Source organism: Nocardia ignorata NBRC 108230, from assembly GCF_001612905.1.
Classification (GTDB): domain Bacteria; phylum Actinomycetota; class Actinomycetes; order Mycobacteriales; family Mycobacteriaceae; genus Nocardia; species Nocardia ignorata.
In genome coordinates this window covers 38,265-57,949 of record NZ_BDBI01000041.1, presented here as the reverse complement: position 1 = coordinate 57,949, position 19,685 = coordinate 38,265, and the positions used below count along the sequence as shown (strand labels likewise).

Sequence of the window (19,685 nt, the reverse complement as noted above, 5' to 3'; positions counted from 1 at the left end):
ACTTAAGTGGTGCCGTGTGGCTGGGTGTGCGGTAGGTGGCGGACTCGAGCGGTGCCACGTGGGCTTGGGGTAGGCGGCCAGCTTGCGCGGTGCACGTGGGCTGGGAGCGCGGCAGGCGGCCAGCGGGTGTGGTGCCAAATGGACGGGCTGTGCGGTAGGCGGCGGGACTTGGCAGTGCCGCGTCGGCTGGGGGTGCGGTAGGCGGCCAGGTGGGCGCGGAGGGCGGTCGGTGGTGGACTCGGGTGTTTCCGGCCGAGTGGTGCCCGGGTCAGGCGATGGCGGGGGTCATCGGGTCGTCGGCGAACTGGGTGCGGTACAGCTCGGCGTAGCGGCCGTCGGCGTTGAGGAGGTCGGCGTGGGTGCCGCGTTCGATGATGCGGCCGTCTTCCAGGACGAGGATCTGGTCGGCGGCGCGGATGGTCGAGAGGCGGTGGGCGATCACCAGGGCGGTGCGGCCGGTGAGGGCCTCGGTGAGGGCTTCCTGGACGGCGGCTTCGGAGGTGGAGTCCAGGGAGGCGGTCGCCTCGTCGAGGATCACCACGCGCGGCTGCTTGAGCAGCAGGCGGGCGATGGTGAGGCGTTGGCGTTCGCCGCCGGAGAGGCGGTAGCCGCGTTCGCCGACGACGGTGTCGAGGCCGTCGGTGAGCGAGTCGACCAGGTCGCCGAGGCGGGCGCGGTGCAGGGCGTCCCAGAGTTCGTCTTCGGTGGCCTCGGGGCGGGCGAGCAGCAGGTTGGCGCGGATGGTGTCGTGGAACAGGTGCCCGTCCTGGGTGACCAGGCCGACGGCGCGCTGGATCGACTCGGTGGTGAGCTCACGCACGTCGGTGCCGTTGAGCCGGACCGCTCCGGAGTCGACGTCGTAGAGTCGCGAAACCAGTTGGGCGATGGTCGATTTGCCCGCACCCGAGGAACCGACGAGCGCGACCAGCTGGCCGGGTTCGGCACGCAGCGACACATCGTGGAGCACCTCCACCCCGCCGCGGGTGTCGAGCGTGGCGACGTCCTCTAGCGAGGCGAGCGACACCTTGTCGGCCGACGGGTACCCGAAGTGCACGCCGTCCAGTTCCACCGAGACCGGGCCGTCGGGCACCGCGACGGCGCCGGGCGCGTCCTCGATCAGCGGCTTCAGATCCAGCACCTCGAACACGCGCTCGAAGCTCACCAGCGCCGACATGATCTCGAGCCGGGCACTCGCCAGCGCGGTGAGCGGGGTGTAAAGCCTGGTCAGCAGCAGCGACAGCGCGACGACCGACCCCGCGTCGAGGCTGCCTGCCAGCGCGTACCAACCGCCGAGACCGTAGACCAGGGCCAGCGCCAGCGCCGACACGAGCGTGAGCGAGGTGACGAACGTGGTCTGCAGCATCGCCGTGCGCACCCCGATATCGCGCACCCGGGTGGCCCGGACCGTGAATTCCGCCGATTCCTGCTGCGGCCTGCCGAACAGCTTCACCAGGGTGGCGCCGGGCGCGGAGAACCGCTCGGTCATCTGGGTGCTCATGGCCGCGTTGAGCTGGGCGGCCTCGCGCTGCATCTCCGCGAGCCGATTACCCGCGCGCCGGGCCGGGATGACGAACACCGGAAGCAGCACGAGCGCCAGCAGCGTGATCTGCCAGGAGATGCTGAGCATCACCGCGAGGGTGAGCAGCAGCGTCACCAGGTTGGTGATCACGCCGGACAAGGTGTCGCTGAACGCGCGCTGCGCCCCGATCACATCGGAGTTCAGCCTGCTCACCAGCGCACCGGTCCTGGTCCGGGTGAAGAACGCCACCGGCATCTTCTGCACATGGTCGAACACGGCGGTCCGCAGATCGAGGATCAGCCCCTCACCGATCCGCGCCGACAACCACCGGATCACCAACCCGAGCCCCGCGTCGACGATCGCCAACCCCGCGATGGCGAGCGCCAGAATCACCACCGTGCGCGGCGCCGACCCATTGACGATGTCGTTGACCACCTTGCCCGCCAGCACCGGCGTAGCGACACCGAGCACGGCGGCGACCACGCTGAGCAGCAGGAACGCCGAAATCCGGCGCCGATGCGCCTGCGCGAACCGCAGGATCCGGCGCGCGGTGGCCATGCTGAACGGCCGCTCCTCCTCCGGCGCGTTCATCCGCCGATACATCTGGCTGTAGGCCACGGACTCGATACTCATGTGTGCTCTCCCTCGGCTCCCCGCCCAGTCAACTCGTGCCCACCGACAGTAGAACCTCAAGTTAGGTTGAGAGCAAGCCGAAATTCGGGCCTGCCCACCTGGCCGGGTGGTGGCTTGTGGGCGGGTGGTCACCCGGGCCGAGGTGGGCACCGGGAATAGGCTGGACGGGTGACGAGGCGCGTGGATGCGGAGCGGGCGGCCGATGCCTTGCGAGCGCGGGTCGGCTGTGTGGTCGATGTGTCTTCGCGCAGACTGGCCGAGTACTCCTCCGACGCCTCCAACTATCGCGTCCGGCCCACCATGGTCGTTTTCCCGCGCGGCGACGACGATGTAGCGGCCACGCTCGAATTCGCGCGTGAGAACGGCCTGTCCGTGACCCCACGTGGGGCGGGCACCTCCGTCGCCGGAAACGCGATCGGCCCCGGGATCGTCGTCGATTTCAGCCGCCATATGAATGCTGTCCGTGCGGTCGACGTGGAGTCCGCAACCGCTCGGGTTCAACCGGGTCTCGTACTCTCCGACCTCCAAGCCCACCTGCGCCCGCACGGCCTGCGCTTCGGTCCCGATCCCTCCACCCAGGACCGCTGCACCCTCGGCGGCATGATCGGCAACAACGCCTGCGGCCCCCACGCCCTGGCCTGGGGCCGAACCTCCGACACGGTCCGTGGACTGCGCATTCTCGACGGAACGGCCACCGAGCGGCGCTTCGGCACCGTCCCTGCGCGGTCGCGCGCGGACGGCCGATTGCTCGACAGCGGCCTCCGAACAACTTCTCCGCCAGGTCTTTCCGCGATACCGGGCCTGGCGGAATTCACCCGCGACAACCTCGCAGTGCTGCGAACAGAACTCGGTCGGTTCGACAGGCAAGCCTCGGGATACAGCCTGGAACACCTCTTGCCGGAACGAGGTTCGTCGATAGCGAAGGCTTTCGTAGGCTCAGAAGGAACGTGCGGCGTGCTGCTCGAGGCCGAAGTCGCGCTTGCTCCCCTGCCGGATGCGACCGTCCTCACCGTGCTCGGCTACCCCGATATCGCCTCGGCAGCAGACGATATCGCGGCCGTCATGCAGTGCGCACCGATCGCGGTGGAGGGTATCGATGCCGGTCTGGTCGACGTCGTGCGCACCCACCGCGGCACGGTCCCCGACCTCCCACGCGGCCGCGGCTGGCTGTTCGTCGAAACAGCAGGCGCCACACCCGCCGAAGCCTTGGCGGTCGCCCGGCAGCTCGTCAGGGAAGCTCACGCCGACGACCACCGCATAATCACGGATGCCGCTGAGACGAAAGCACTCTGGCGAATTCGGGCCGACGGTGCGGGCCTCGCCGGCCGCTCCCCCGACGGCAAGCCGGCCTGGCCTGGTTGGGAGGACGCCGCAGTCCCGCCGGAAAATCTCGGCACCTACCTGCGCGAATTCGCGTCGCTCACCGCAGAATACGACGTATCCGGGCTCCTCTACGGCCACCTCGGCGACGGCTGCATCCACGTCCGCCTCGACTTCCCCATCGCCGACGCCCCACAGCGCTTCCGCTCGTTCCTCTTCGACGCGACGCATCTGGTTGTGCGCCACGGTGGTTCACTGTCCGGCGAACACGGTGACGGCCGCGCCCGCTCCGAACTGCTCGAGGTCATGTACACACCGGCCGCACGCAGAGCCTTCGCCGGCTTCAAATCCCTGTTCGACCCGGACGGCATCCTGAACCCGGGCGTGCTGGTCGCCCCACGCCCCGTCGACACCGACCTGCGCGTAGCCGGTCTGGTCCCGGTCCGGGCCCATGGCTTCGCCCTCCGCAACGACAACGGCGATTTATCCACAGCTGTGCACAGATGTGTAGGAATCGGCAAGTGCCGAGCCGACACCGGTGCATCGGGTGGCTTCATGTGCCCGTCGTACTTGGCGACCGGCGACGAAAAGGACACCACACGTGGCCGCGCTCGGGTCCTCCAAGAAGTGGTCCGTGGGGAACTGGACTGGCGCGCAAAGGAAGTCGAGGAATCCCTCGACCTGTGCCTGTCGTGCAAGGCCTGTTCCTCGGATTGCCCGGCAGGCGTCGACATGGCCACCTACAAATCCGAAACCCTCTACCGCCGCTACCGCCGCCGCCCGCGCCCTGTGGATCATTATGTGCTCGGCCAACTCCCTCGCTGGCTCACCCTGGCCCAACGTGCCCCGCGCATGGTCAACACCCTCGCAGGCGCAACCTTCCTGCGTCGAATCGGAATGCGTCTGTCCCGCATAGACACTCGCCGCGAGATGCCCACGCTGGCGCCGAAGTCGTTCCGTCGAATGTGGACGGCGCTCGGCGGAAACCAGCGCACCGAGCCACTATCGAGTGCGCACCTTCCCTTCGCACAGCTCGCGATCGACCGTGAACATGCCACTCAGCCGGGTGAACGCGGCACCGTCATGCTCTGGATCGACACCTTCACCGACACCTTCGACCCCGAAAACGCGCTGGCCGCAACAGAACTCCTCGAACGACTCGGCTACCGGGTCGTCATCCCCACCACCCGCGTCTGCTGTGGCCTCACCTGGATCAGCACCGGCCAGCTCGACGGCGCCCGCACCCGCCTGCGCGCCACCGTCGACGCCCTTGCCGCCCACGTGGCCGAGGGCGGCAAGGTGGTCGGGCTGGAACCGTCCTGCACCGCCACCCTGCGCGCCGACCTCCCCGAGTTGCTCCCCGAGGACCCACGCGCCGCCCGGGTGGCCGCATCGGTCCGCACGCTCGCCGAATTCCTCCTCGAGCACCCCGACTGGCGACCACCGGCCCGCGCGGACACGGTCGTCGTCCAGCCGCACTGCCACCAGCACGCCGTCGGCGGCTTCACCGCCGAACGGACCATCCTCGCGGCGATGGGCGTGACGGTCCGGGAACTGGCCGGTTGCTGCGGGCTCGCCGGAAACTTCGGCATGCAGCAAGGCCACTACGACGTCTCCGTAGCGGTCGCGAACAACGCTCTGCTCCCGGCGCTGGAAACCCTGGCACCGGACGCGGTCTTCCTGGCCGACGGCTTCTCCTGCCGCACCCAGGCCGCCCAGCTGGCCCGCAGACCCGGCCTGCATCTGGCCAGGTACCTGCTGGAACGGTGACCGGGCTCAGCTGCCGAAGGGCAGGGTCCCCGGCGGGATCTGATACCCGGAGCTGCCTGCGAAGATATTGCCCCATGCGGCGAGCAGCCAGTTGAGCGCGTCCGTGATCATCCGTTGCCTCCTGTGACGAGGGGATGCCGACTGTTTGCCGACGAGGGTTTCATCGTCGCGAATGTGGTCGGTATTACGAAATGGCGTCGCCGGGGGAGAAGGGCGCACAATGGGTCGGTGCGTGACCAGACCCTGAACCCGGACCTGGCCGGGCTGTCGCGGACGGTCCGGTCGAGCAGGCCCTTCGACGTGGGGCTCACGGTGGCGCCCCTGCGCCGGGGAATGGGCGATCCCTGCCATCGCACCGACCCGGACGGCTCGCACTGGCATGCCTCGCGCCTGCCCAGCGGCCCGGTCACCTACCGGCTCACCCAGGACGGCCGTGACGGCGTGCACGCACGCGCCTGGGGCCCCGGTGCCGAGGAGTTCCTCAGCGGCCTGGACCGCATGCTGTGCCTCGAGGAGAACGTCGAGGATTTCGCCCCCGAGCATCCCAAGCTGGTCGAGGCGCACCGCCGCGTCCCCGGCCTGCGGATGCTGCGCACCGGCCAGGTGCTCGAATCGCTGATCCCGGCGATTCTCGAACAGAAGGTGCACACCAAGTCCTCCTTCGCGGCGTACCGCACGCTGGTACGCGAGTTCGGCACCAAGGCCCCCGGTCCCGGTGACCTGATGATCGCGCCGGATGCCGACACCTGGCGGCGGATCCCTTCGTGGAAATTCCATCGCGCCAATGTGGGCCCACAGCGCGCGCAGACGATCGTGCGCGCCGCCCGCGTGGCCGACGCCATCGAACGCACCGCCTGCCTCGACCCGCGGGAAGCGGCGACCCGGCTGCGCAGCATCCCCGGCATCGGCGTGTGGACCGTCGCCGAGACCGCACAGCGCGCGTTCGGTGACGCCGACGCCCTCTCCGTCGGCGACTACCACCTGGCCGCCACCGTCGGCTGGAGCCTGCTCGGGCGCCCCATCGACGACGACGCCATGGTCGCCTACCTGGAACCTCTTCGCCCACACCGGTATCGGGCCGTGCGTCTGCTCATGCTCAGCGGCCAGGCCCACAAACCGAAATTCGGCCCGCGCACTCCGATCACCGATCACCGCGCCCGCTGATCGATCGGGCCCAATTCACTGCACGGAACCCACGGGAGAGTGCAGGATTCCCCACAGCGCGAATCGAAGGAGCACGGCTGTGGCCACTGCATCTAACCGAACTCCGGCGGCGTCTACGCTGCCGCGCCGTCAACTCGGCCGCCATCTGCGTGAATGGCGGACCAAGGCGGGCCTGACCATCGCCGAGGCGGCCAAACGCATGGAATGGGGCGCGAGCACCCTGCAACGCCTGGAAAAGGGCCACGCCGACCGCATCCGCACCATCGATATCAACGAACTCTGCCGCATCTACGGCGTTCCGCGCGAGGTCACCGACGGATTGGCCGGCCTGGCTCAGCAGGCCGCCGTCAAGAGTTGGTGGCACGCATACGGCGATCTCATTCCCGAGAACTTCGACATCTACATCGGATTGGAGGCCTCCGCCCGCACCCTGCGCACCTATCAATCCGAGCTCGTCCCCGGTCTGCTGCAGACCGCGAGCTATGTGCGCACACTGAATCAGCTTGCCTGCCCGAAAGATTCACCCGCCGAACTCGAACGGCGCGTGTCGCTGCGCATGCAACGCCAGACCTTGATCGGGCGCGAACACGAACCGGCCGAACTCGATGTCGTTGTGCACGAGTCGGTCTTGCATCGCGTCGTCGGTAATGCCAAGGTGATGGCTGCGCAGTTGCGCCATCTTGCCGATTTCGGTACCCGGGGCAATGTCGCACTGCGTATTCTGCCGTTTGCCGCCGGTGTTCCACTCGGAGTCTCCACCGGACCTTTCACGGTTCTCGAGTTCGGCACCGATGGCAGCGGTAAACCGGTCGAACCACCGGTGGTGTACGCCGAAGGCTTTACCGGCGACCTCTACCTGGAACGACGCACGGATGTCACACGGTACGACCGGGCTCACGAGTGCCTCCGGCGCCATGCGCTGGATTGTCAACCGAGTAGAGACCTGCTCCGGCGGGTCGCGAAGGAGTATGTGGCATGAGTTTCGATCTCGTCGACGCACACTGGTTCAAGAGCACCCGCAGCAGCGCGAACAAAGATTGCGTGGAAGTTGCCTTTCTGTTCGGCGGGCACGTCGGCGTGCGTGACAGCAAGAATCCGGCCGGGCCCGCGCTGGTCTTCGACGGACCGAGCTGGGACGCCTTCACCCGCAGCATCGACACCGGGGTACTGGCGTGAACACCAAACGCGATATCGATCTCACCGGGGCCACCTGGCAGCGCGCAGGCGACGGTGACGACGCGAGCGTCGAGGTGGCGATGCTCGACGAGGGCAACGTAGCCCTGCGTGACGGCAAGAACCCGGACGGCCCGGTGCTCATTTTCACCCCGAGCGAATGGGCGGCGTTCACGGCGGGCGTACACGACGGTGAGTTCGACCGCCCGTAACGTTTGCCGAATGCCCCCGGTGGGTAATCCTTCTCCATGGACCGAGGGTTGAAGAAAACTGCACCCCGGTACCGGAGGCTGGCGCCTGAGGACGGGGTGGAACGCCTGATCGTGATCCTGCTTTTCGCGGTATCGGCGATCGGAATCTACACACTCACCGGATCGTTGCTCGCGGCGCTGTTCATCGGATTACTGGTCGGATCGGTAGCGGTAGGGACCGTGGCTGTCTTGTAGCGGACAGCCACGGTCTCACCGCCGGAACAATTTATTGCCGAGCCAGACAATCGGATCGTATTTACGGTCGACCACCCGTTCCTTGAGCGGAATCAACGCATTGTCGGTGATCTTGATGTGTTCCGGGCACACCTCGGTGCAGCATTTGGTGATATTGCAATAGCCGAGACCCGCGTTCTCCTGGGCGAGTTCGCGCCGGTCGGCGGTGTCGAGCGGGTGCATCTCCAGTTCCGCGATGCGCATCAGGTAGCGCGGCCCGGCGAATTCCTGCTTGTTCTCCTCGTGGTCGCGCACCACGTGACAGGTGTTCTGGCACAGGAAACATTCAATGCACTTGCGGAACTCCTGCGAGCGCTCCACGTCGACCTGTTTCATCCGGTACTCGCCCGGCGCCAGCTCCGGCGGCGCGAAAGACGGTATCTCCCTGGCTTTCTCGTAGTTGAACGACACGTCGGTGACGAGATCCTTGACCACCGGGAAGGTGCGCATCGGGGTCACCGTGATGACCTCGTCGGGAGCGAACGTCGACATGCGGGTCATGCACAGCAGCCGTGGCCGCCCGTTCACCTCCGCCGAACACGAACCGCACTTGCCCGCCTTGCAATTCCAGCGCACCGCCAGGTCGGGGGTCTGAGTGGCCTGCAGGCGGTGGATGATGTCGAGCACCACCTCGCCCTCGTTCACCGCGACGGTGTAGTCCTGCAGGTCGCCGCCGTCGATGTCACCGCGCCAGACCCGGAAACGAGCGTCGTATCCCATGGTCACGCCTTTCCTTCGGCCGCCGGGTGGGCCGCCAATTCTTGCTCGGTGTAGTACTTTTCGAGCTCGGAGAATTCGAACAGGGCCAGCAGGTCCTCGCGCATGGGAGTCTGTTCCTTGCGGGTGACGGTGACGCCGGGAACCAGTCCGTCCGAGCGCGCCGGGTCGAGGGCGCAGACCAGCAGCGAATTGCGCCAGGTCGGATCCATGCCCGGGTGGTCGTCGCGGGTGTGTCCACCTCGGCTCTCGGTGCGCAACAGCGCCGCCTGGGCAACGCATTCGCTGACCAGCAGCATGTTGGCCAAGTCGAGCGCCAGGTGCCAGCCGGGGTTGAAGTGCCGGTTGCCCACCACGGTGACCCGCGCGTACCGGGCGCGCAGGTCGGCCAGTTTGTCGATGGCCTCGCGCACCTCGTGCTCCTTGCGGATGATGCCGACGAGGTCGTTCATCGTCTCCTGCAGCTCGGCGTGCAGGGTGTAGGGGTTTTCGCCTGCCCCGTCCGTCGGCGGATCGAACGGTGCGAGAGCGGTTTTCGCCGCCGACTCGACGTCGGCGTCGGTGGGTGTGGGGCGCTCGGTCAGCCCGCCGACGTAGGCCGCGGCGCCGAGACCGGCCCTTCTGCCGAACACCAGCAGGTCCGACAAGGAATTCCCGCCCAGTCGATTGGAACCGTGCATGCCGCCGGAACACTCACCGGCCGCGAACAATCCGGGCACCACGGCCGCACCGGTGTCTGGATCGACCTCGATGCCGCCCATCACGTAGTGGCAGGTCGGGCCGACCTCCATCGGTTCGGCGGTGATGTCCACATCGGCCAGTTCCTTGAACTGGTGATGCATCGACGGCAACCGCCGCACGATCTCCTCGGCGGGCATCCGGGACGCGATATCCAGGTACACCCCACCGTGCTCGGTGCCGCGCCCCGCCTTCACCTCTTCGTTGATCGCGCGTGCCACTTCGTCGCGGGGGAGCAGGTCGGGGGTGCGGCGCGCGGAGTCGTTGTCGCGCAACCACTGATCGGCCTCGTCCTCGGTCTCGGCGTATTGGCCCTTGAACACCGGCGGGATGTAGTCGAACATGAACCGCTTGCCCTCGGAGTTCTTCAGCACGCCACCGTCACCGCGCACACCCTCCGTGACGAGGATCCCCTTCACGCTCGGCGGCCACACCATGCCCGTCGGATGGAATTGCAGGAACTCCATATTGATCAGCGTGACACCTGCGCGCAGCGCGAGGGCGTGCCCGTCACCGGTGTACTCCCACGAGTTCGAGGTGACCTTGTAGGACTTGCCGATACCGCCGGTCGCGAGCACCACCGCGGGCGCCCGGAACAGCACGAATTGCCCCGACTCACGGTAGTAGCCGAACGCGCCGGCGATCTTTCCGTCCTCGGTGAGCAGCTCGGTGATCGTGCACTCGGCGAAGACCTTGATCCGCGCCTCGTAATCGCCGGTCGCCGCGTAGTCCTCCTGCTGCAGCGACACGATCTTCTGCTGCATGGTCCGGATCAGTTCCAGCCCCGTCCGGTCACCCACATGCGCCAGACGCGGGTAGGTGTGGCCGCCGAAGTTGCGCTGGGAGATGCGTCCGTCGGGTGTCCGATCGAACAGCGCCCCATAGGTTTCCAGCTCCCACACCCGGTCGGCTGCCTCGCGGGCGTGCAGCTCGGCCATCCGCCAGTTGTTGAGGAACTTGCCGCCGCGCATCGTGTCCTTGAAGTGGGTCTGCCAGTTGTCCTTCTCGTTGGCATTGCCCATCGAGGCCGCGCACCCGCCCTCGGCCATCACGGTGTGTGCCTTGCCGAACAGCGACTTACACACCACCGCCACCGAAAAGCCTTGCTCGCGTGCCTCGATCACGGCTCGCAGACCCGCGCCGCCCGCTCCGATCACCACGACGTCGTAGTCGTGCCGTTCCACCTCTGGCATCGAAATGAAGCTCCTCGCGTTGTCGCGGTTCAGTTCACGAACCGCAGATCCGAAATGGTCTGGCTTGCCACCAACATCACGTAGAAGTCGGTGAGGACGAGGGTGCCGAGCGTGGTCCAGGCCAGCGCCATGTGGCGGGTGTTGAGTTTGGACACCTGAGTCCAGAACCAGTACCGCACCGGGTGAGCCGAGAAATGCTTGAGCCTGCCGCCCGCGATATGCCTGCACGAATGGCACGACAGCGTGTACGCCCACAGCAGGACGACGTTTACCAGCAACACCACATTGCCCAGGCCGAAGCCGAAACCGCCGCCGCTGCCGTGGAACGCCGACAGTGCGTCGTAGGTGTTGATCAGTGAAACGACCAGCGCCACATAGAAGAAGTAGCGGTGCGCGTTCTGGATGATGAGCGGCAACCGCGTCTCGCCGCTGTAGCGCGCGTGCGGTTCGGCCACCGCGCACGCGGGCGGCGACATCCACATCGACCGGTAGTAGGCCTTGCGGTAGTAGTAGCAGGTGAGCCGGAACCCGAGCAGGAACGGCAGCACCACGAACCCGAGCGGAATCCACATCGGCAGCTCGGGAAACGGCGTACCGAAATGGCTCGAACCCGGTACACACGAATCGCTGAGGCAGGGGGAGTAGAACGGTGTCAGATAGTGGTACTCCGGCACCCAATAGGCCGTGCGCACAAATGATCTGACCGTCGCGTAGGCGACGAAGGCGGTCAGGCCGAGGGTGGTGAGCAGCGGCGGCAGCCACCAGCGGTCGGTGCGCAATGTGCGCGCGGCGATACGGGCCCTTGTTCGGCTGAAGACGCCGGTCCCCGCGGCGGGGGTGGTGGTCGGTGCGGCACTCACGGTCGATGCCTCGCTGCTCTGCAGGTGTGCGGCGGCATTCATTTCCCACCGCTGTGGACTGTGATGTGGAGCACCATACGCCTGTGTTCCGGCCGCTCGAGTCGGGTCGCACGCACTCACCTGCCTCGCATGGCGGTGATCTCCATCACAGCGTTGCGCCTGTGAAGGCGCGTCATGCCGGTGCAACAAACGTGTGGTGCCCTATGGCCATGAGAAGAGCCGCGATCGTGGCGCCGGTCCGCACCCCGAGCGGGGTGGAGGGCGGAGCGCTGTCGGGAATGCCCGCCGAGTGGCTGGCGACCACGGTCCTTTCGGCGGTGATCGAACGCTCCGGCATCGACCCGCTGCGCATCGAGGACGTCGCCATGGCCTGCGTCGACGGCGGCCTGGCGAACGTGCCTGCCGTCGGTGCGCTGGCCGCCCGGGGCGCCGGGCTGCCGTTCGCGGTGCCCGGCTTTCTCACCGACCGGCACGGCGGCAGCGGACTGCAGGCCGTGATCACCGCGGCCATGATGGTGCAGACCGGTGCCGCCGACGTAGTGGTCGCCGGGGGAGTGGAATGCGTGACCACCCCACCCGGACTACCCGGCGGCGTCGAGGGCCTGCACAATGCCGAAGGACTGGCGGGCTACTACGGGATCGACCGCGCCGCGGCCGACGAATTCGCCGTGGCCAGTCATCGCAAAGCCGCGCGGGCCTGGCGCCAGGGCGCGTTCGGCGCGGAAGTGGTTCCGGTGGATGTCGGCCCGGGACACGGTGGTCACCAGATCGGCCGTGACGAAGGCGTGCGTGACGACCTGTCCACGCACACCCTGGCCGGCCTGCGGCCCCTGCTGCCCGACGGCGTGGTGACGGTGGGGAACATGAGCAGCCACCGGCTCGGTGCGTCGGCCTGCCTGGTCGTCGCCGAGGACCGGCTGACCTCGCTCGGCCTGACCCCGATGGCCTTCCTCGCGGGCTGGGCCGCCGCGGGCTGTGACACCTCGGGGCCCGCGCTCGGCGCCGCACCGGCGGTCGCCAAACTGCTCGGCCGCACCGGTCACACGCTCGACGATGTCGACCTGCTCGAGATCAACGAGGGCTACGCGGTGGAGGTGCTGGCCCTGGCCACCGCCTGGGAACTCGACCCGCTCGACCGCCTCAATGTGAACGGTTCCGACATCGCGCTCGGTCACCCGGTCGGTGCCACCGGCCTGCGGATCATGACCACGATGCTGCACGAATTGGGCCGCACCGGCGGGCGATTCGGATTGGAAGCCATCGCGCTCGGCCACGACCACGGCATTGCTGCGCTGTTCGAATCCGCCGAATCCGACGAGCCGGTCGAGACCCCACGCGGCGCCCGATTCCACGGGGTACGCAGCAGTCGGCGATTGGGTAGACACCGCGCCTGACCGGTCGGCGGCACCGTGGGCCTGCGGCAGTGTGTCAGGCCCGTGCGCCGCTGACAGGGGTCGGCGCGGCAACCCGGAGGCCGCCGCGCCGAGGTCGTGCCTCTACTTTGTCCTCGGCCGCGAGTGGAAGCCGAGGCCCTCGTCCTGCGCACCCATCCAGGCCGCCTCGTCGGACTTGCTGTCGGGAACATAGATCGGTTCCGCCCGGCGCGGCACGGCCAGTTCCGGCGGGGGCGCCTGCTCGAAGTCCTCGGCGTCGATGACGAGCCGCTCGAGGTCGTTCTCCAGCCGGCGCACGGTGGCCGCGTCGCCGTAGTTGGAGCGCAGTGCGCCGATCGATTGCCGGAGTTGGCCGACCGCGTAGCGCAGTTCCGCGATATCGCTGCGTGTCATCGTTACCTCCTGGGTATATGGCGGGCATACCGACTCGCCGGATCACGGGCACGCCCGAAAAGCTCCCGGGCCGCGCTGCACCGAGCTGTGTGACTCACCACACAACGTGATCTCCACCACAGTAACTGATCTTTTCGGTTTACGCCCGAAGTTGCTGGGGATTCGGCGGTTGCCGTCGGATAACTGTTGGATGTCAGCCCGCGATGGCGTAGCGGTTGTGAACGCTCACACCGGCCCGCTCCACCAGCGCCGCGATGGCGTGGGCCACTTCCTCGGCGTGTTCGAGAATCACGCTGTGACCGGCGCCTTCGATCCGCACCAGCTCGGCACCGGCCAGTTCCGAGGCCAGCGCGATCGAATGGGTGAACGGCACCATCAGGTCGGCCGACCCGGCGAGTACCAGCGCGGGCAGGTCGCCGAAGCGGCGCAGGGTGTGCGCCTCGTCGAAAGTCAGCAGCGAGTTCAGGAAGCCTGCCATGGTGAGCAGCGCGGTCTCGTTGAGGATCGCCGTGGCGATCGCCGTCGTCCGGGTACGCTCACGTCCCTCGCGGATGAGCGGTCCGAACACCCAGCGTGACAGGCGCTTCGAGGCCTGCATCACGCGTGGCGCGAGGACCACCGCGCGCTGGAGGGAAGCGACGGCGTGCCGGTTGAGCAGTCTGCCGAGACCCAGCTCGGTGAGCCCGCCCGCCGCGCCCGCGATGAGGCCGACGCCGGTGACCCGCGTGCCGATGGTCTCGGGGTAGAGCCGGGCGTAGGCGAGCAGCACCATGGCGCCCATCGAGTGCCCGACCAGCACCACCGGACCGGCCGGCGCGATCGTGCGCAGCACCGCGTCGAGGTCGGCGGCGAGCTGGTCGATGGTGTAGGTGTCGTGGTGGGCGTGGCCGGATTCGCCGTGGCCGCGGTGGTCGTAGAAGACCATCTTGGTGTCCGAACTCCACCGGGTACGCAGCTGTTCGCGCAGGTGGGCCCACGATTCGGTGTGCAGGCAGTGGCCGTGCACGAAGACGACGGTCATCGGGGCATCGGGGGAGCCGTAAGTGCGGGTGGCGATCGGCGTGCCGTCGTCGGCGACGACGGTGCAGCGGCGGGCCTCGGCCGTTGTGATGTCCATGGGCTGGGCCTCCTGGTCGACTGCGTGCGCGGGCTGTGGTGGTGTTTCGACCTGGGTAGCCCTGGCGTTAACCGGGCATGCCTCGCGTTATTCAGCCGATGCGCAAAAGACTCCGGCGCGGCGGTTCCTGTGATCGCGGGACTCTCTAAAGGAATCTAAGGTTTCGTCTAGATACCTGAAGAGAAGTGTCGAGAGGGTGTTCGTCAGCCCTTTATGCCGATGTCTAGTAAAAGCGCTATGGAGCTGGATAGTTCTATACGCTGCGCAGATAGCGCCCGAAATGTGGAACCGTGAATCCGATGGTCCCGCGCTCGGCGGAGTAGATCAGGCCCTTCTTGATGAGCCCGTCGCGGGCAGGAGAGACCGAGGCGGGCTTACGGCCCAGCTCGGCGGCGACCGCGGCCGTGGCGACCGGGCCGTCGTCCCCGGCCAGATCGGCCATCGCCCGCATGTACTCGCGCTCCGCGGGTGTCGCGCGTTCGTAGCGCGAACCGAAGAAGCCGACAGCGAGTTCCTCCTCGGCGGCGGGGGAGGCCACGGCCACGTCCTCGGCCGTGATCGGGCTCTCGGGCGCCTGATCCCAGGCCGCCTTCCCGTACGCCTGCACGAAATACGGGTAACCGTCGGCCCTTTGATACAGCGAATCGAGCGCCTCGGAGGTGAACTTCACCTCCTCACGCTCGGCGGGCGCGATCAGCGCCTGATCCGCCGACTCCCGATCGAGCCGGTCGATGCGGTGATAGCTGAACAGACGCTCGGAATAGCTCTTCGATGCCGACAGCACCGCGGGCAGGTGCGGCAGGCCCGCGCCGACCACGATCAGCGGCGCGGCATCCTGGCTCAATTCGTGGCAGGCGCCGCAGATCGCCGACACATCGGCGGGCCCGAGATCTTGCATCTCGTCGATGAATATGCCGATGCCCACCCCGATCGCGGCGGCCAGCGCCGCGGCCTCCTTGAACAACTCGATCAGGTCGATCTCGATATCGCCGGAATCGGCCCGGCCGGTCACCGCGGGCACATCGATACCCGGCTGCCAGCGTTCGCGCATGCCCTTGTCGGCGGTGGCGCGCAACGCGAAAGCCTTGAGGATGCCGAGGAAGTCGTCGACCTGTTCCGGATTGCGATGCGCCATCGCGACCGCGCGCACCGCCATGTGCAGCGCCGAGGACAGCGGTCTGCGCAGATCCTGATCGGGCCGGGCCTCGATCTTGCCGGTACCCCAGCCGCGCGACACCGCGGCCGACCGAAGCTGATTGAGCAGCACGGTCTTTCCCACTCCGCGCAACCCGGTGAGCATCACGCTGCGCTCCGGCCGCCCGCGCGCCACCCGTTCCAGGACGATGTCGAAGGCGGCGAGTTGCTTGTCGCGCCCGGCCAATTCGGGCGGACGCTGACCGGCGCCGGGAGCATAGGGATTGCGCACGGGGTCCATGCCTGGCAACCGTAGCGCGTGTGCACGGCAGAATCTCGGTAACTCTGTGCCGTGTCCTAGATACTGCTAGCGAACCCGAGAAAGAACGGAGCCCGATGTTCGAGGAGCCAAGCTCGGAGCAACCATCGCGAGACGAGGACGCCACGTCGCCGATCTACCTGACGCCCGCTCAGGTCGTCGCCGGCTGGCGGGTGCCGCCCGGCGCGCACCGGGCCGACACCATCAAGCGTGGCGTGCTGGCCGCCCTCGCGGCGGGAACCGGCGACATGAACCCCGTGGAGGCCGTCGCCCACATCGCCATCGGTCCGGTCGTCGCGGCGCTGGGCCGGCTCGAGGTCGATCTCGCCGATGCCCGCAGCCGCATCGCCGAACTCGAACAAGCGCTGCGCGACCGCGACGGGCAGTGACATCGGGAGACCGGACCGTTATCCCTCTCGACACGCCGTGGCAGCGCGCTGAACAGGGCTTTGGCGGCAGCAAGAAAACAACTTGCGGGCACCGCTGGACACCGTGGATCACAGGCCGTAATCTTCTCGTGACTTAGTGGAGTCTGTCGCTTCGTCAGAGAAGCGGCGCCACGGGTCACCGCCGAATAGTCGTGTTTCCCAAGCGAACACGACAGCGCGGCGGGTGAGCAGCAAGATCGGAGACTCGTCTCGGTGGGTAAACACAGCTTGCAGCGGGATTCTCGTCTGCCGAATTCCGTCAAGGGTGCACTCGTCATGGGTGCGGTGGCCGCCACAACCGGTGCGATGCCAGCGATTTCGCAGGCCGCCACGATCAACATTCCGGGCCTCGGCAATTTCGATCTGCCGCCCGAACTCGAGCAGCCCGCCCAGCAGGTGGAAAAGCAGCTGCAGTCCATGGTCGCCCCGCAGGGCCAGGCCGCGCCGCAGCTGCCGAGCGTGCAGTTCGACAACCCCTTCGAGCAGCAGCAGCAGTCGGCGGGCAACATCGCCCTCGATGCCGCGCGCAGCAAGCTCGGTGCCTCCTACAACTGGGGCGCCGCGGGCCCGTCGAGCTTCGACTGCTCCGGTCTCGTGCAGTGGGCCTACCGCCAGGCCGGTGTCGAGCTGCCCCGCACCAGCTTCGAGCAGTCCCACGTGGGTGCGCCCGTGTCCTTCGACAACCTGCAGGCCGGTGACATCGTCATCACCAACGGTGGCGGCCACGTCGGCATCTACGCCGGCAACGGTCAGCTGCTGAACGCCGTGCAGTCGGGCACCCCGGTGTCCTACACCCAGCTCTCCGCCGACGACGTCGTAACGGCACGCCGTATCGTCTAGGGGGTGTCCCCAGCGGAACAACGATCACCCGACCAGGCCCGCGTCGACGCGTGGACCTGGTCGGTTCGTCTGTTCAAGACCCGGTCCGCGGCGGCCGATGCCTGCCGCGCCGGGCATGTGCGCGTCAACGGGGTGACGGTGAAACCCGCCCAGCCGGTGCGTCGCGGTGACGAGATCAGGATCCGGCACGCCGGGACTGAACGCATCGTCGTGGTCGAGCAGATCATCCACAAGCGCGTCGGCCCGCCCGTGGCCGCCCAGTGCCTGATCGACCGCAGTCCACCGCCCCCACCGAAGGAAGTCCTCGCCACCTTGCCACGCCGCGATCGTGGTGCGGGCAGGCCGACGAAACGCGAACGCCGCGAGACGGACCGGCTGATGGGACGCACCGACTGATAGCCCGGTATTCGCTGGATGTGGATGCGGAATCATTGCGGTGGTCGGTCGTCGCCGCCATCGCCTACGGTGGCACTCATGGGTGAGCACAGAGCTATGTTGACGACGCTTCTCACCTGTGGTGTCGCCGCGATCTCCTCGGGCCCACGGCTGCTGTGGCCGCGCGGCGCCGACACCCGCTTCCTCGCCGCCCTCGAGCAGGCGCCACTGCCACCGGCGCGCCACACCGTCTCGCTCGCCGCGCTCACCCAGGCCGAGTTGTCGGCACCGACCGCGGCGGTCGTCGAGGGCACACGGACGTTGCGCTGCACGCCGCTCACCATGTCGGCCTTCCTGATCCGTCACCCCGAGGCCACCTTCCTGGTCGACCCCGCCCTCTGTGCGGGCGTGCACCAGCGGGTGCTGCCCGAACTCCCCTTCCCCATCGCGCGCGTAGTCACCCTCGACGACCCCGTGCGCGGGCTGAGCGAGGCACTCGCCGACCACGCACTCACCGGCGCCGACATCGACTTCGTGCTGCCCACCCACCTGCACTGGGATCACGTCTCCGGGCTCTACGAGTTGCCCGGCTGGGTTCCTATCCGCGTGCCAGGAGCCGAATACCGTTGGGCCATGGGCGATTCCGGTGCGCCGTTCGCCGTGGCGCGTGGCCCGCTGCGTGGACGGGTGTTCGACCTGTACGACCTCGACGGCCCACCGGTACTCACCTTCCGTCGCAGCCACGACCTGTTCGGCGACGGCTCGGTTCTCATCGTCGACCTGGTCGGCCACACGCCGGGCAGCGTCGGCGTGCTCCTTGCCGTGGACGACGGCAGCCGCGTGCTGCTGGCGGGCGACGCGGTGTGGAGCAAGCGGCAGATCGAACTGATCCGCGAAAAGGCCCCGATCCCCGGCGATTTCGTCGACCACGACCGCACCGCCGCGTTCGAGACCATCCACCGCCTGCACGCCCTGCCACCGGAGATCGAAGTGATCCCCGCCCACGACCGCGCCGCCGTCAGCGCCCGCGTCGGCGCGTCCTGACCCGGCGAGCAGCTCAACCGGCCGCCAGTCCTTCGGCGACGCTGGAATATCTGGGCTGCCAACCCAATTCCGCGTGCGCGAGTTCGCTGGAGATCCGCATCGACGTATCACCCATCAACGCGGCGATATAGGGCACACCGAGCCGAACCAGCCACAGCGGCAACCGGATCGGCCGCGGCGCCTGCTTGCTGTGCCGCACCAGCCGGAAGAACTCACCCCAGGTGATCGGGGTGTCGTCGGCGAGGTTGTAGGCGCGACCGACGACCCCGCGTTCCAGCGCAGCCACCGTAGCGGCGGCGGCGTCTTCCACGTGCAGCCAGCTGTTCACCCCGCCCTCGCCGAGGGGCCCCACCGGCTGACGCTTGCGCATCATGTCGCCGAAAAGATCGCTGAACGCGCCCGGACCGTAGAACAGCCCATAGCGCAACGCGATCGCCTCGAGTCCCGGCGCCGCGAACGCCCGCTCCTCCGCCGACACGCACGCCCGCACGACTTCGTCGGCCACGCCGCAGTCGTACACGCCGAACGTGTCGCGCTCGGTGAGCGGAACCGTGCCGTGGTCGCGGTAGCCGTAGCCGAGGATCAGCGACTGGGTGAGAAAGCGCCGGGCGCCGACCAGCTCTGCCGCCTCGAGCAGATGTGCGGAGCCGACCGTGCGCAACAGGCCGGTCGGATCGTCGGCGGGGATGCGGCGCTGAGGCTTGGCATCGCGCAGCGCGGTGGCCTGATGGATTACCGCGTCGGCGCGCACGCCGTCCAGTGCGCTCAGCAGTCCCTCGCGGTCGAGGACATCGGCGGTGACGGGTTCGGCACCGAGTTCGCGAACCAGCCCGTGGTTGGCCGGGTTGCGCACAATGGCGGTGACGGCGTGCCCGTGGGCGGTGAGTGCGCGGATCAGAGGGCGCCCGATGGCACCGGTCGCCCCGGCGAGCAGAACCTGCATGATCGTTCCTTCCGGTGAGGTGGTTCCTTGCTTCCTGGACGGGACGCGGCGTCGTGATGTGATGGTCTGTGACCCGGTTCACGCTGGTCAAAGGCGACTACGAGATTGGGTGATGTCATGGCGGTT

The 19,685-nt window shown here is 67.8% G+C and carries 19 protein-coding genes; 11 read left to right on the top strand and 8 right to left on the bottom strand.

Annotated elements, in window-relative coordinates; translation table 11 throughout:
* Positions 1 to 268: 268 nt before the first annotated feature.
* The gene (locus NI2_RS29070) at positions 269 to 2,152 is read right to left on the bottom strand and encodes an ABC transporter ATP-binding protein (protein WP_067497285.1); all 1,884 of its coding nucleotides are present in this window, start codon (positions 2,150 to 2,152) and stop codon (positions 269 to 271) included.
* Between the two features lie 168 nt (positions 2,153 to 2,320).
* Between NI2_RS29070 and NI2_RS29065 the strand changes: the two genes are divergently transcribed.
* The 6 genes from NI2_RS29065 to NI2_RS29040 all read left to right on the top strand — a co-directional run bounded on the left by NI2_RS29065 (position 2,321) and on the right by NI2_RS29040 (position 8,025).
* Positions 2,321 to 5,242, top strand: a complete 2,922-nt coding sequence (locus NI2_RS29065; RefSeq protein WP_243749794.1) for an FAD-binding and (Fe-S)-binding domain-containing protein — start codon at positions 2,321 to 2,323, stop codon at positions 5,240 to 5,242.
* 228 nt (positions 5,243 to 5,470) lie between these two features.
* Positions 5,471 to 6,406: a DNA-3-methyladenine glycosylase family protein gene (locus NI2_RS29060; RefSeq protein WP_084476934.1), complete on the top strand. Its 936-nt coding sequence runs from the start codon at positions 5,471 to 5,473 to the stop codon at positions 6,404 to 6,406.
* A 79-nt stretch (positions 6,407 to 6,485) separates the two neighbouring features.
* Positions 6,486 to 7,385, top strand: a complete 900-nt coding sequence (locus tag NI2_RS29055) for a helix-turn-helix domain-containing protein (RefSeq protein WP_067497281.1) — start codon at positions 6,486 to 6,488, stop codon at positions 7,383 to 7,385.
* Positions 7,382 to 7,582: a DUF397 domain-containing protein gene (locus tag NI2_RS29050; RefSeq protein ID WP_067497279.1), complete on the top strand. Its 201-nt coding sequence runs from the start codon at positions 7,382 to 7,384 to the stop codon at positions 7,580 to 7,582. The genes NI2_RS29055 and NI2_RS29050 overlap by 4 nt, the downstream gene beginning before the upstream one ends.
* Complete coding sequence (locus NI2_RS29045) at positions 7,579 to 7,791, top strand: DUF397 domain-containing protein (RefSeq protein ID WP_067497277.1); 213 nt, start codon at positions 7,579 to 7,581, stop codon at positions 7,789 to 7,791. The genes NI2_RS29050 and NI2_RS29045 overlap by 4 nt, the downstream gene beginning before the upstream one ends.
* A gap of 96 nt (positions 7,792 to 7,887) precedes the next feature.
* Positions 7,888 to 8,025: a hypothetical protein gene (locus NI2_RS29040; RefSeq protein WP_243749793.1), complete on the top strand. Its 138-nt coding sequence runs from the start codon at positions 7,888 to 7,890 to the stop codon at positions 8,023 to 8,025.
* 15 nt (positions 8,026 to 8,040) lie between these two features.
* Here the strand turns inward: NI2_RS29040 and NI2_RS29035 are convergent, their stop codons facing one another.
* The 3 genes from NI2_RS29035 to sdhC are packed head-to-tail and all read right to left on the bottom strand — an operon-like array spanning position 8,041 to position 11,614.
* Positions 8,041 to 8,784, bottom strand: a complete 744-nt coding sequence (locus NI2_RS29035; RefSeq protein ID WP_067497274.1) for a succinate dehydrogenase/fumarate reductase iron-sulfur subunit — start codon at positions 8,782 to 8,784, stop codon at positions 8,041 to 8,043.
* A 2-nt stretch (positions 8,785 to 8,786) separates the two neighbouring features.
* Positions 8,787 to 10,712 carry a fumarate reductase/succinate dehydrogenase flavoprotein subunit gene (locus NI2_RS29030; protein ID WP_067497272.1) on the bottom strand — a complete coding sequence of 642 codons (1,926 nt, stop codon included), beginning with the start codon at positions 10,710 to 10,712 and terminating at the stop codon, positions 8,787 to 8,789.
* Between the two features lie 29 nt (positions 10,713 to 10,741).
* Positions 10,742 to 11,614, bottom strand: coding sequence for a succinate dehydrogenase subunit SdhC (gene sdhC, locus NI2_RS29025; protein WP_371852021.1), 873 nt, complete (start codon positions 11,612 to 11,614; stop codon positions 10,742 to 10,744).
* Between the two features lie 167 nt (positions 11,615 to 11,781).
* On the opposite strand from sdhC, the gene NI2_RS29020 reads away from it, so the two are divergent.
* Complete coding sequence (locus NI2_RS29020; RefSeq protein ID WP_084476942.1) at positions 11,782 to 12,966, top strand: thiolase family protein; 1,185 nt, start codon at positions 11,782 to 11,784, stop codon at positions 12,964 to 12,966.
* 102 nt (positions 12,967 to 13,068) lie between these two features.
* Here NI2_RS29020 and NI2_RS29015 read toward each other — a convergent pair whose 3' ends face one another.
* From NI2_RS29015 to NI2_RS29005, 3 genes are all read right to left on the bottom strand, one after another.
* Complete coding sequence (locus NI2_RS29015; RefSeq protein ID WP_067497270.1) at positions 13,069 to 13,359, bottom strand: Rv0250c family protein; 291 nt, start codon at positions 13,357 to 13,359, stop codon at positions 13,069 to 13,071.
* A gap of 193 nt (positions 13,360 to 13,552) precedes the next feature.
* A complete protein-coding gene (locus NI2_RS29010; RefSeq protein ID WP_067497268.1) occupies positions 13,553 to 14,476 on the bottom strand; it encodes an alpha/beta fold hydrolase in 924 nt (307 codons plus the stop codon).
* A 253-nt stretch (positions 14,477 to 14,729) separates the two neighbouring features.
* A complete protein-coding gene (locus tag NI2_RS29005) occupies positions 14,730 to 15,911 on the bottom strand; it encodes a DUF8462 domain-containing protein (protein ID WP_067497266.1) in 1,182 nt (393 codons plus the stop codon).
* Between the two features lie 95 nt (positions 15,912 to 16,006).
* Between NI2_RS29005 and NI2_RS29000 the strand changes: the two genes are divergently transcribed.
* The 4 genes from NI2_RS29000 (at position 16,007) to NI2_RS28985 (ending at position 18,616) form a co-directional block, all read left to right on the top strand.
* Positions 16,007 to 16,318: a hypothetical protein gene (locus tag NI2_RS29000; RefSeq protein WP_243749792.1), complete on the top strand. Its 312-nt coding sequence runs from the start codon at positions 16,007 to 16,009 to the stop codon at positions 16,316 to 16,318.
* A 315-nt stretch (positions 16,319 to 16,633) separates the two neighbouring features.
* Entirely contained in the window at positions 16,634 to 17,197 is a 564-nt protein-coding gene (locus tag NI2_RS28995; RefSeq protein WP_067497265.1) for a C40 family peptidase, read from the top strand.
* A gap of 3 nt (positions 17,198 to 17,200) precedes the next feature.
* Complete coding sequence (locus tag NI2_RS28990; protein ID WP_067497264.1) at positions 17,201 to 17,593, top strand: RNA-binding S4 domain-containing protein; 393 nt, start codon at positions 17,201 to 17,203, stop codon at positions 17,591 to 17,593.
* A 78-nt stretch (positions 17,594 to 17,671) separates the two neighbouring features.
* Positions 17,672 to 18,616 carry an MBL fold metallo-hydrolase gene (locus tag NI2_RS28985; RefSeq protein WP_243749791.1) on the top strand — a complete coding sequence of 315 codons (945 nt, stop codon included), beginning with the start codon at positions 17,672 to 17,674 and terminating at the stop codon, positions 18,614 to 18,616.
* A 13-nt stretch (positions 18,617 to 18,629) separates the two neighbouring features.
* On the opposite strand, the gene NI2_RS28980 is transcribed toward NI2_RS28985, so the two are convergent.
* Positions 18,630 to 19,559, bottom strand: coding sequence for an NAD-dependent epimerase/dehydratase family protein (locus NI2_RS28980; protein WP_067497262.1), 930 nt, complete (start codon positions 19,557 to 19,559; stop codon positions 18,630 to 18,632).
* Positions 19,560 to 19,685: the final 126 nt, after the last annotated feature.

Coding starts and splice junctions, on each gene's coding strand:
- NI2_RS29070 (WP_067497285.1), bottom strand. CDS start 2,152: ATGAGTATCGAGTCCGTGGCCTACAGCCAGATGTATCGGCGGATGAAC.
- NI2_RS29050 (WP_067497279.1), top strand. CDS start 7,382: ATGAGTTTCGATCTCGTCGACGCACACTGGTTCAAGAGCACCCGCAGC.
- NI2_RS29035 (WP_067497274.1), bottom strand. CDS start 8,784: ATGGGATACGACGCTCGTTTCCGGGTCTGGCGCGGTGACATCGACGGC.
- NI2_RS29030 (WP_067497272.1), bottom strand. CDS start 10,712: ATGCCAGAGGTGGAACGGCACGACTACGACGTCGTGGTGATCGGAGCG.
- sdhC (WP_371852021.1), bottom strand. CDS start 11,614: ATGAATGCCGCCGCACACCTGCAGAGCAGCGAGGCATCGACCGTGAGT.
- NI2_RS29020 (WP_084476942.1), top strand. CDS start 11,782: ATGAGAAGAGCCGCGATCGTGGCGCCGGTCCGCACCCCGAGCGGGGTG.
- NI2_RS29015 (WP_067497270.1), bottom strand. CDS start 13,359: ATGACACGCAGCGATATCGCGGAACTGCGCTACGCGGTCGGCCAACTC.
- NI2_RS29010 (WP_067497268.1), bottom strand. CDS start 14,476: ATGGACATCACAACGGCCGAGGCCCGCCGCTGCACCGTCGTCGCCGAC.
- NI2_RS29005 (WP_067497266.1), bottom strand. CDS start 15,911: ATGGACCCCGTGCGCAATCCCTATGCTCCCGGCGCCGGTCAGCGTCCG.
- NI2_RS29000 (WP_243749792.1), top strand. CDS start 16,007: ATGTTCGAGGAGCCAAGCTCGGAGCAACCATCGCGAGACGAGGACGCC.
- NI2_RS28995 (WP_067497265.1), top strand. CDS start 16,634: ATGGGTGCGGTGGCCGCCACAACCGGTGCGATGCCAGCGATTTCGCAG.
- NI2_RS28985 (WP_243749791.1), top strand. CDS start 17,672: ATGGGTGAGCACAGAGCTATGTTGACGACGCTTCTCACCTGTGGTGTC.
- NI2_RS28980 (WP_067497262.1), bottom strand. CDS start 19,559: ATGCAGGTTCTGCTCGCCGGGGCGACCGGTGCCATCGGGCGCCCTCTG.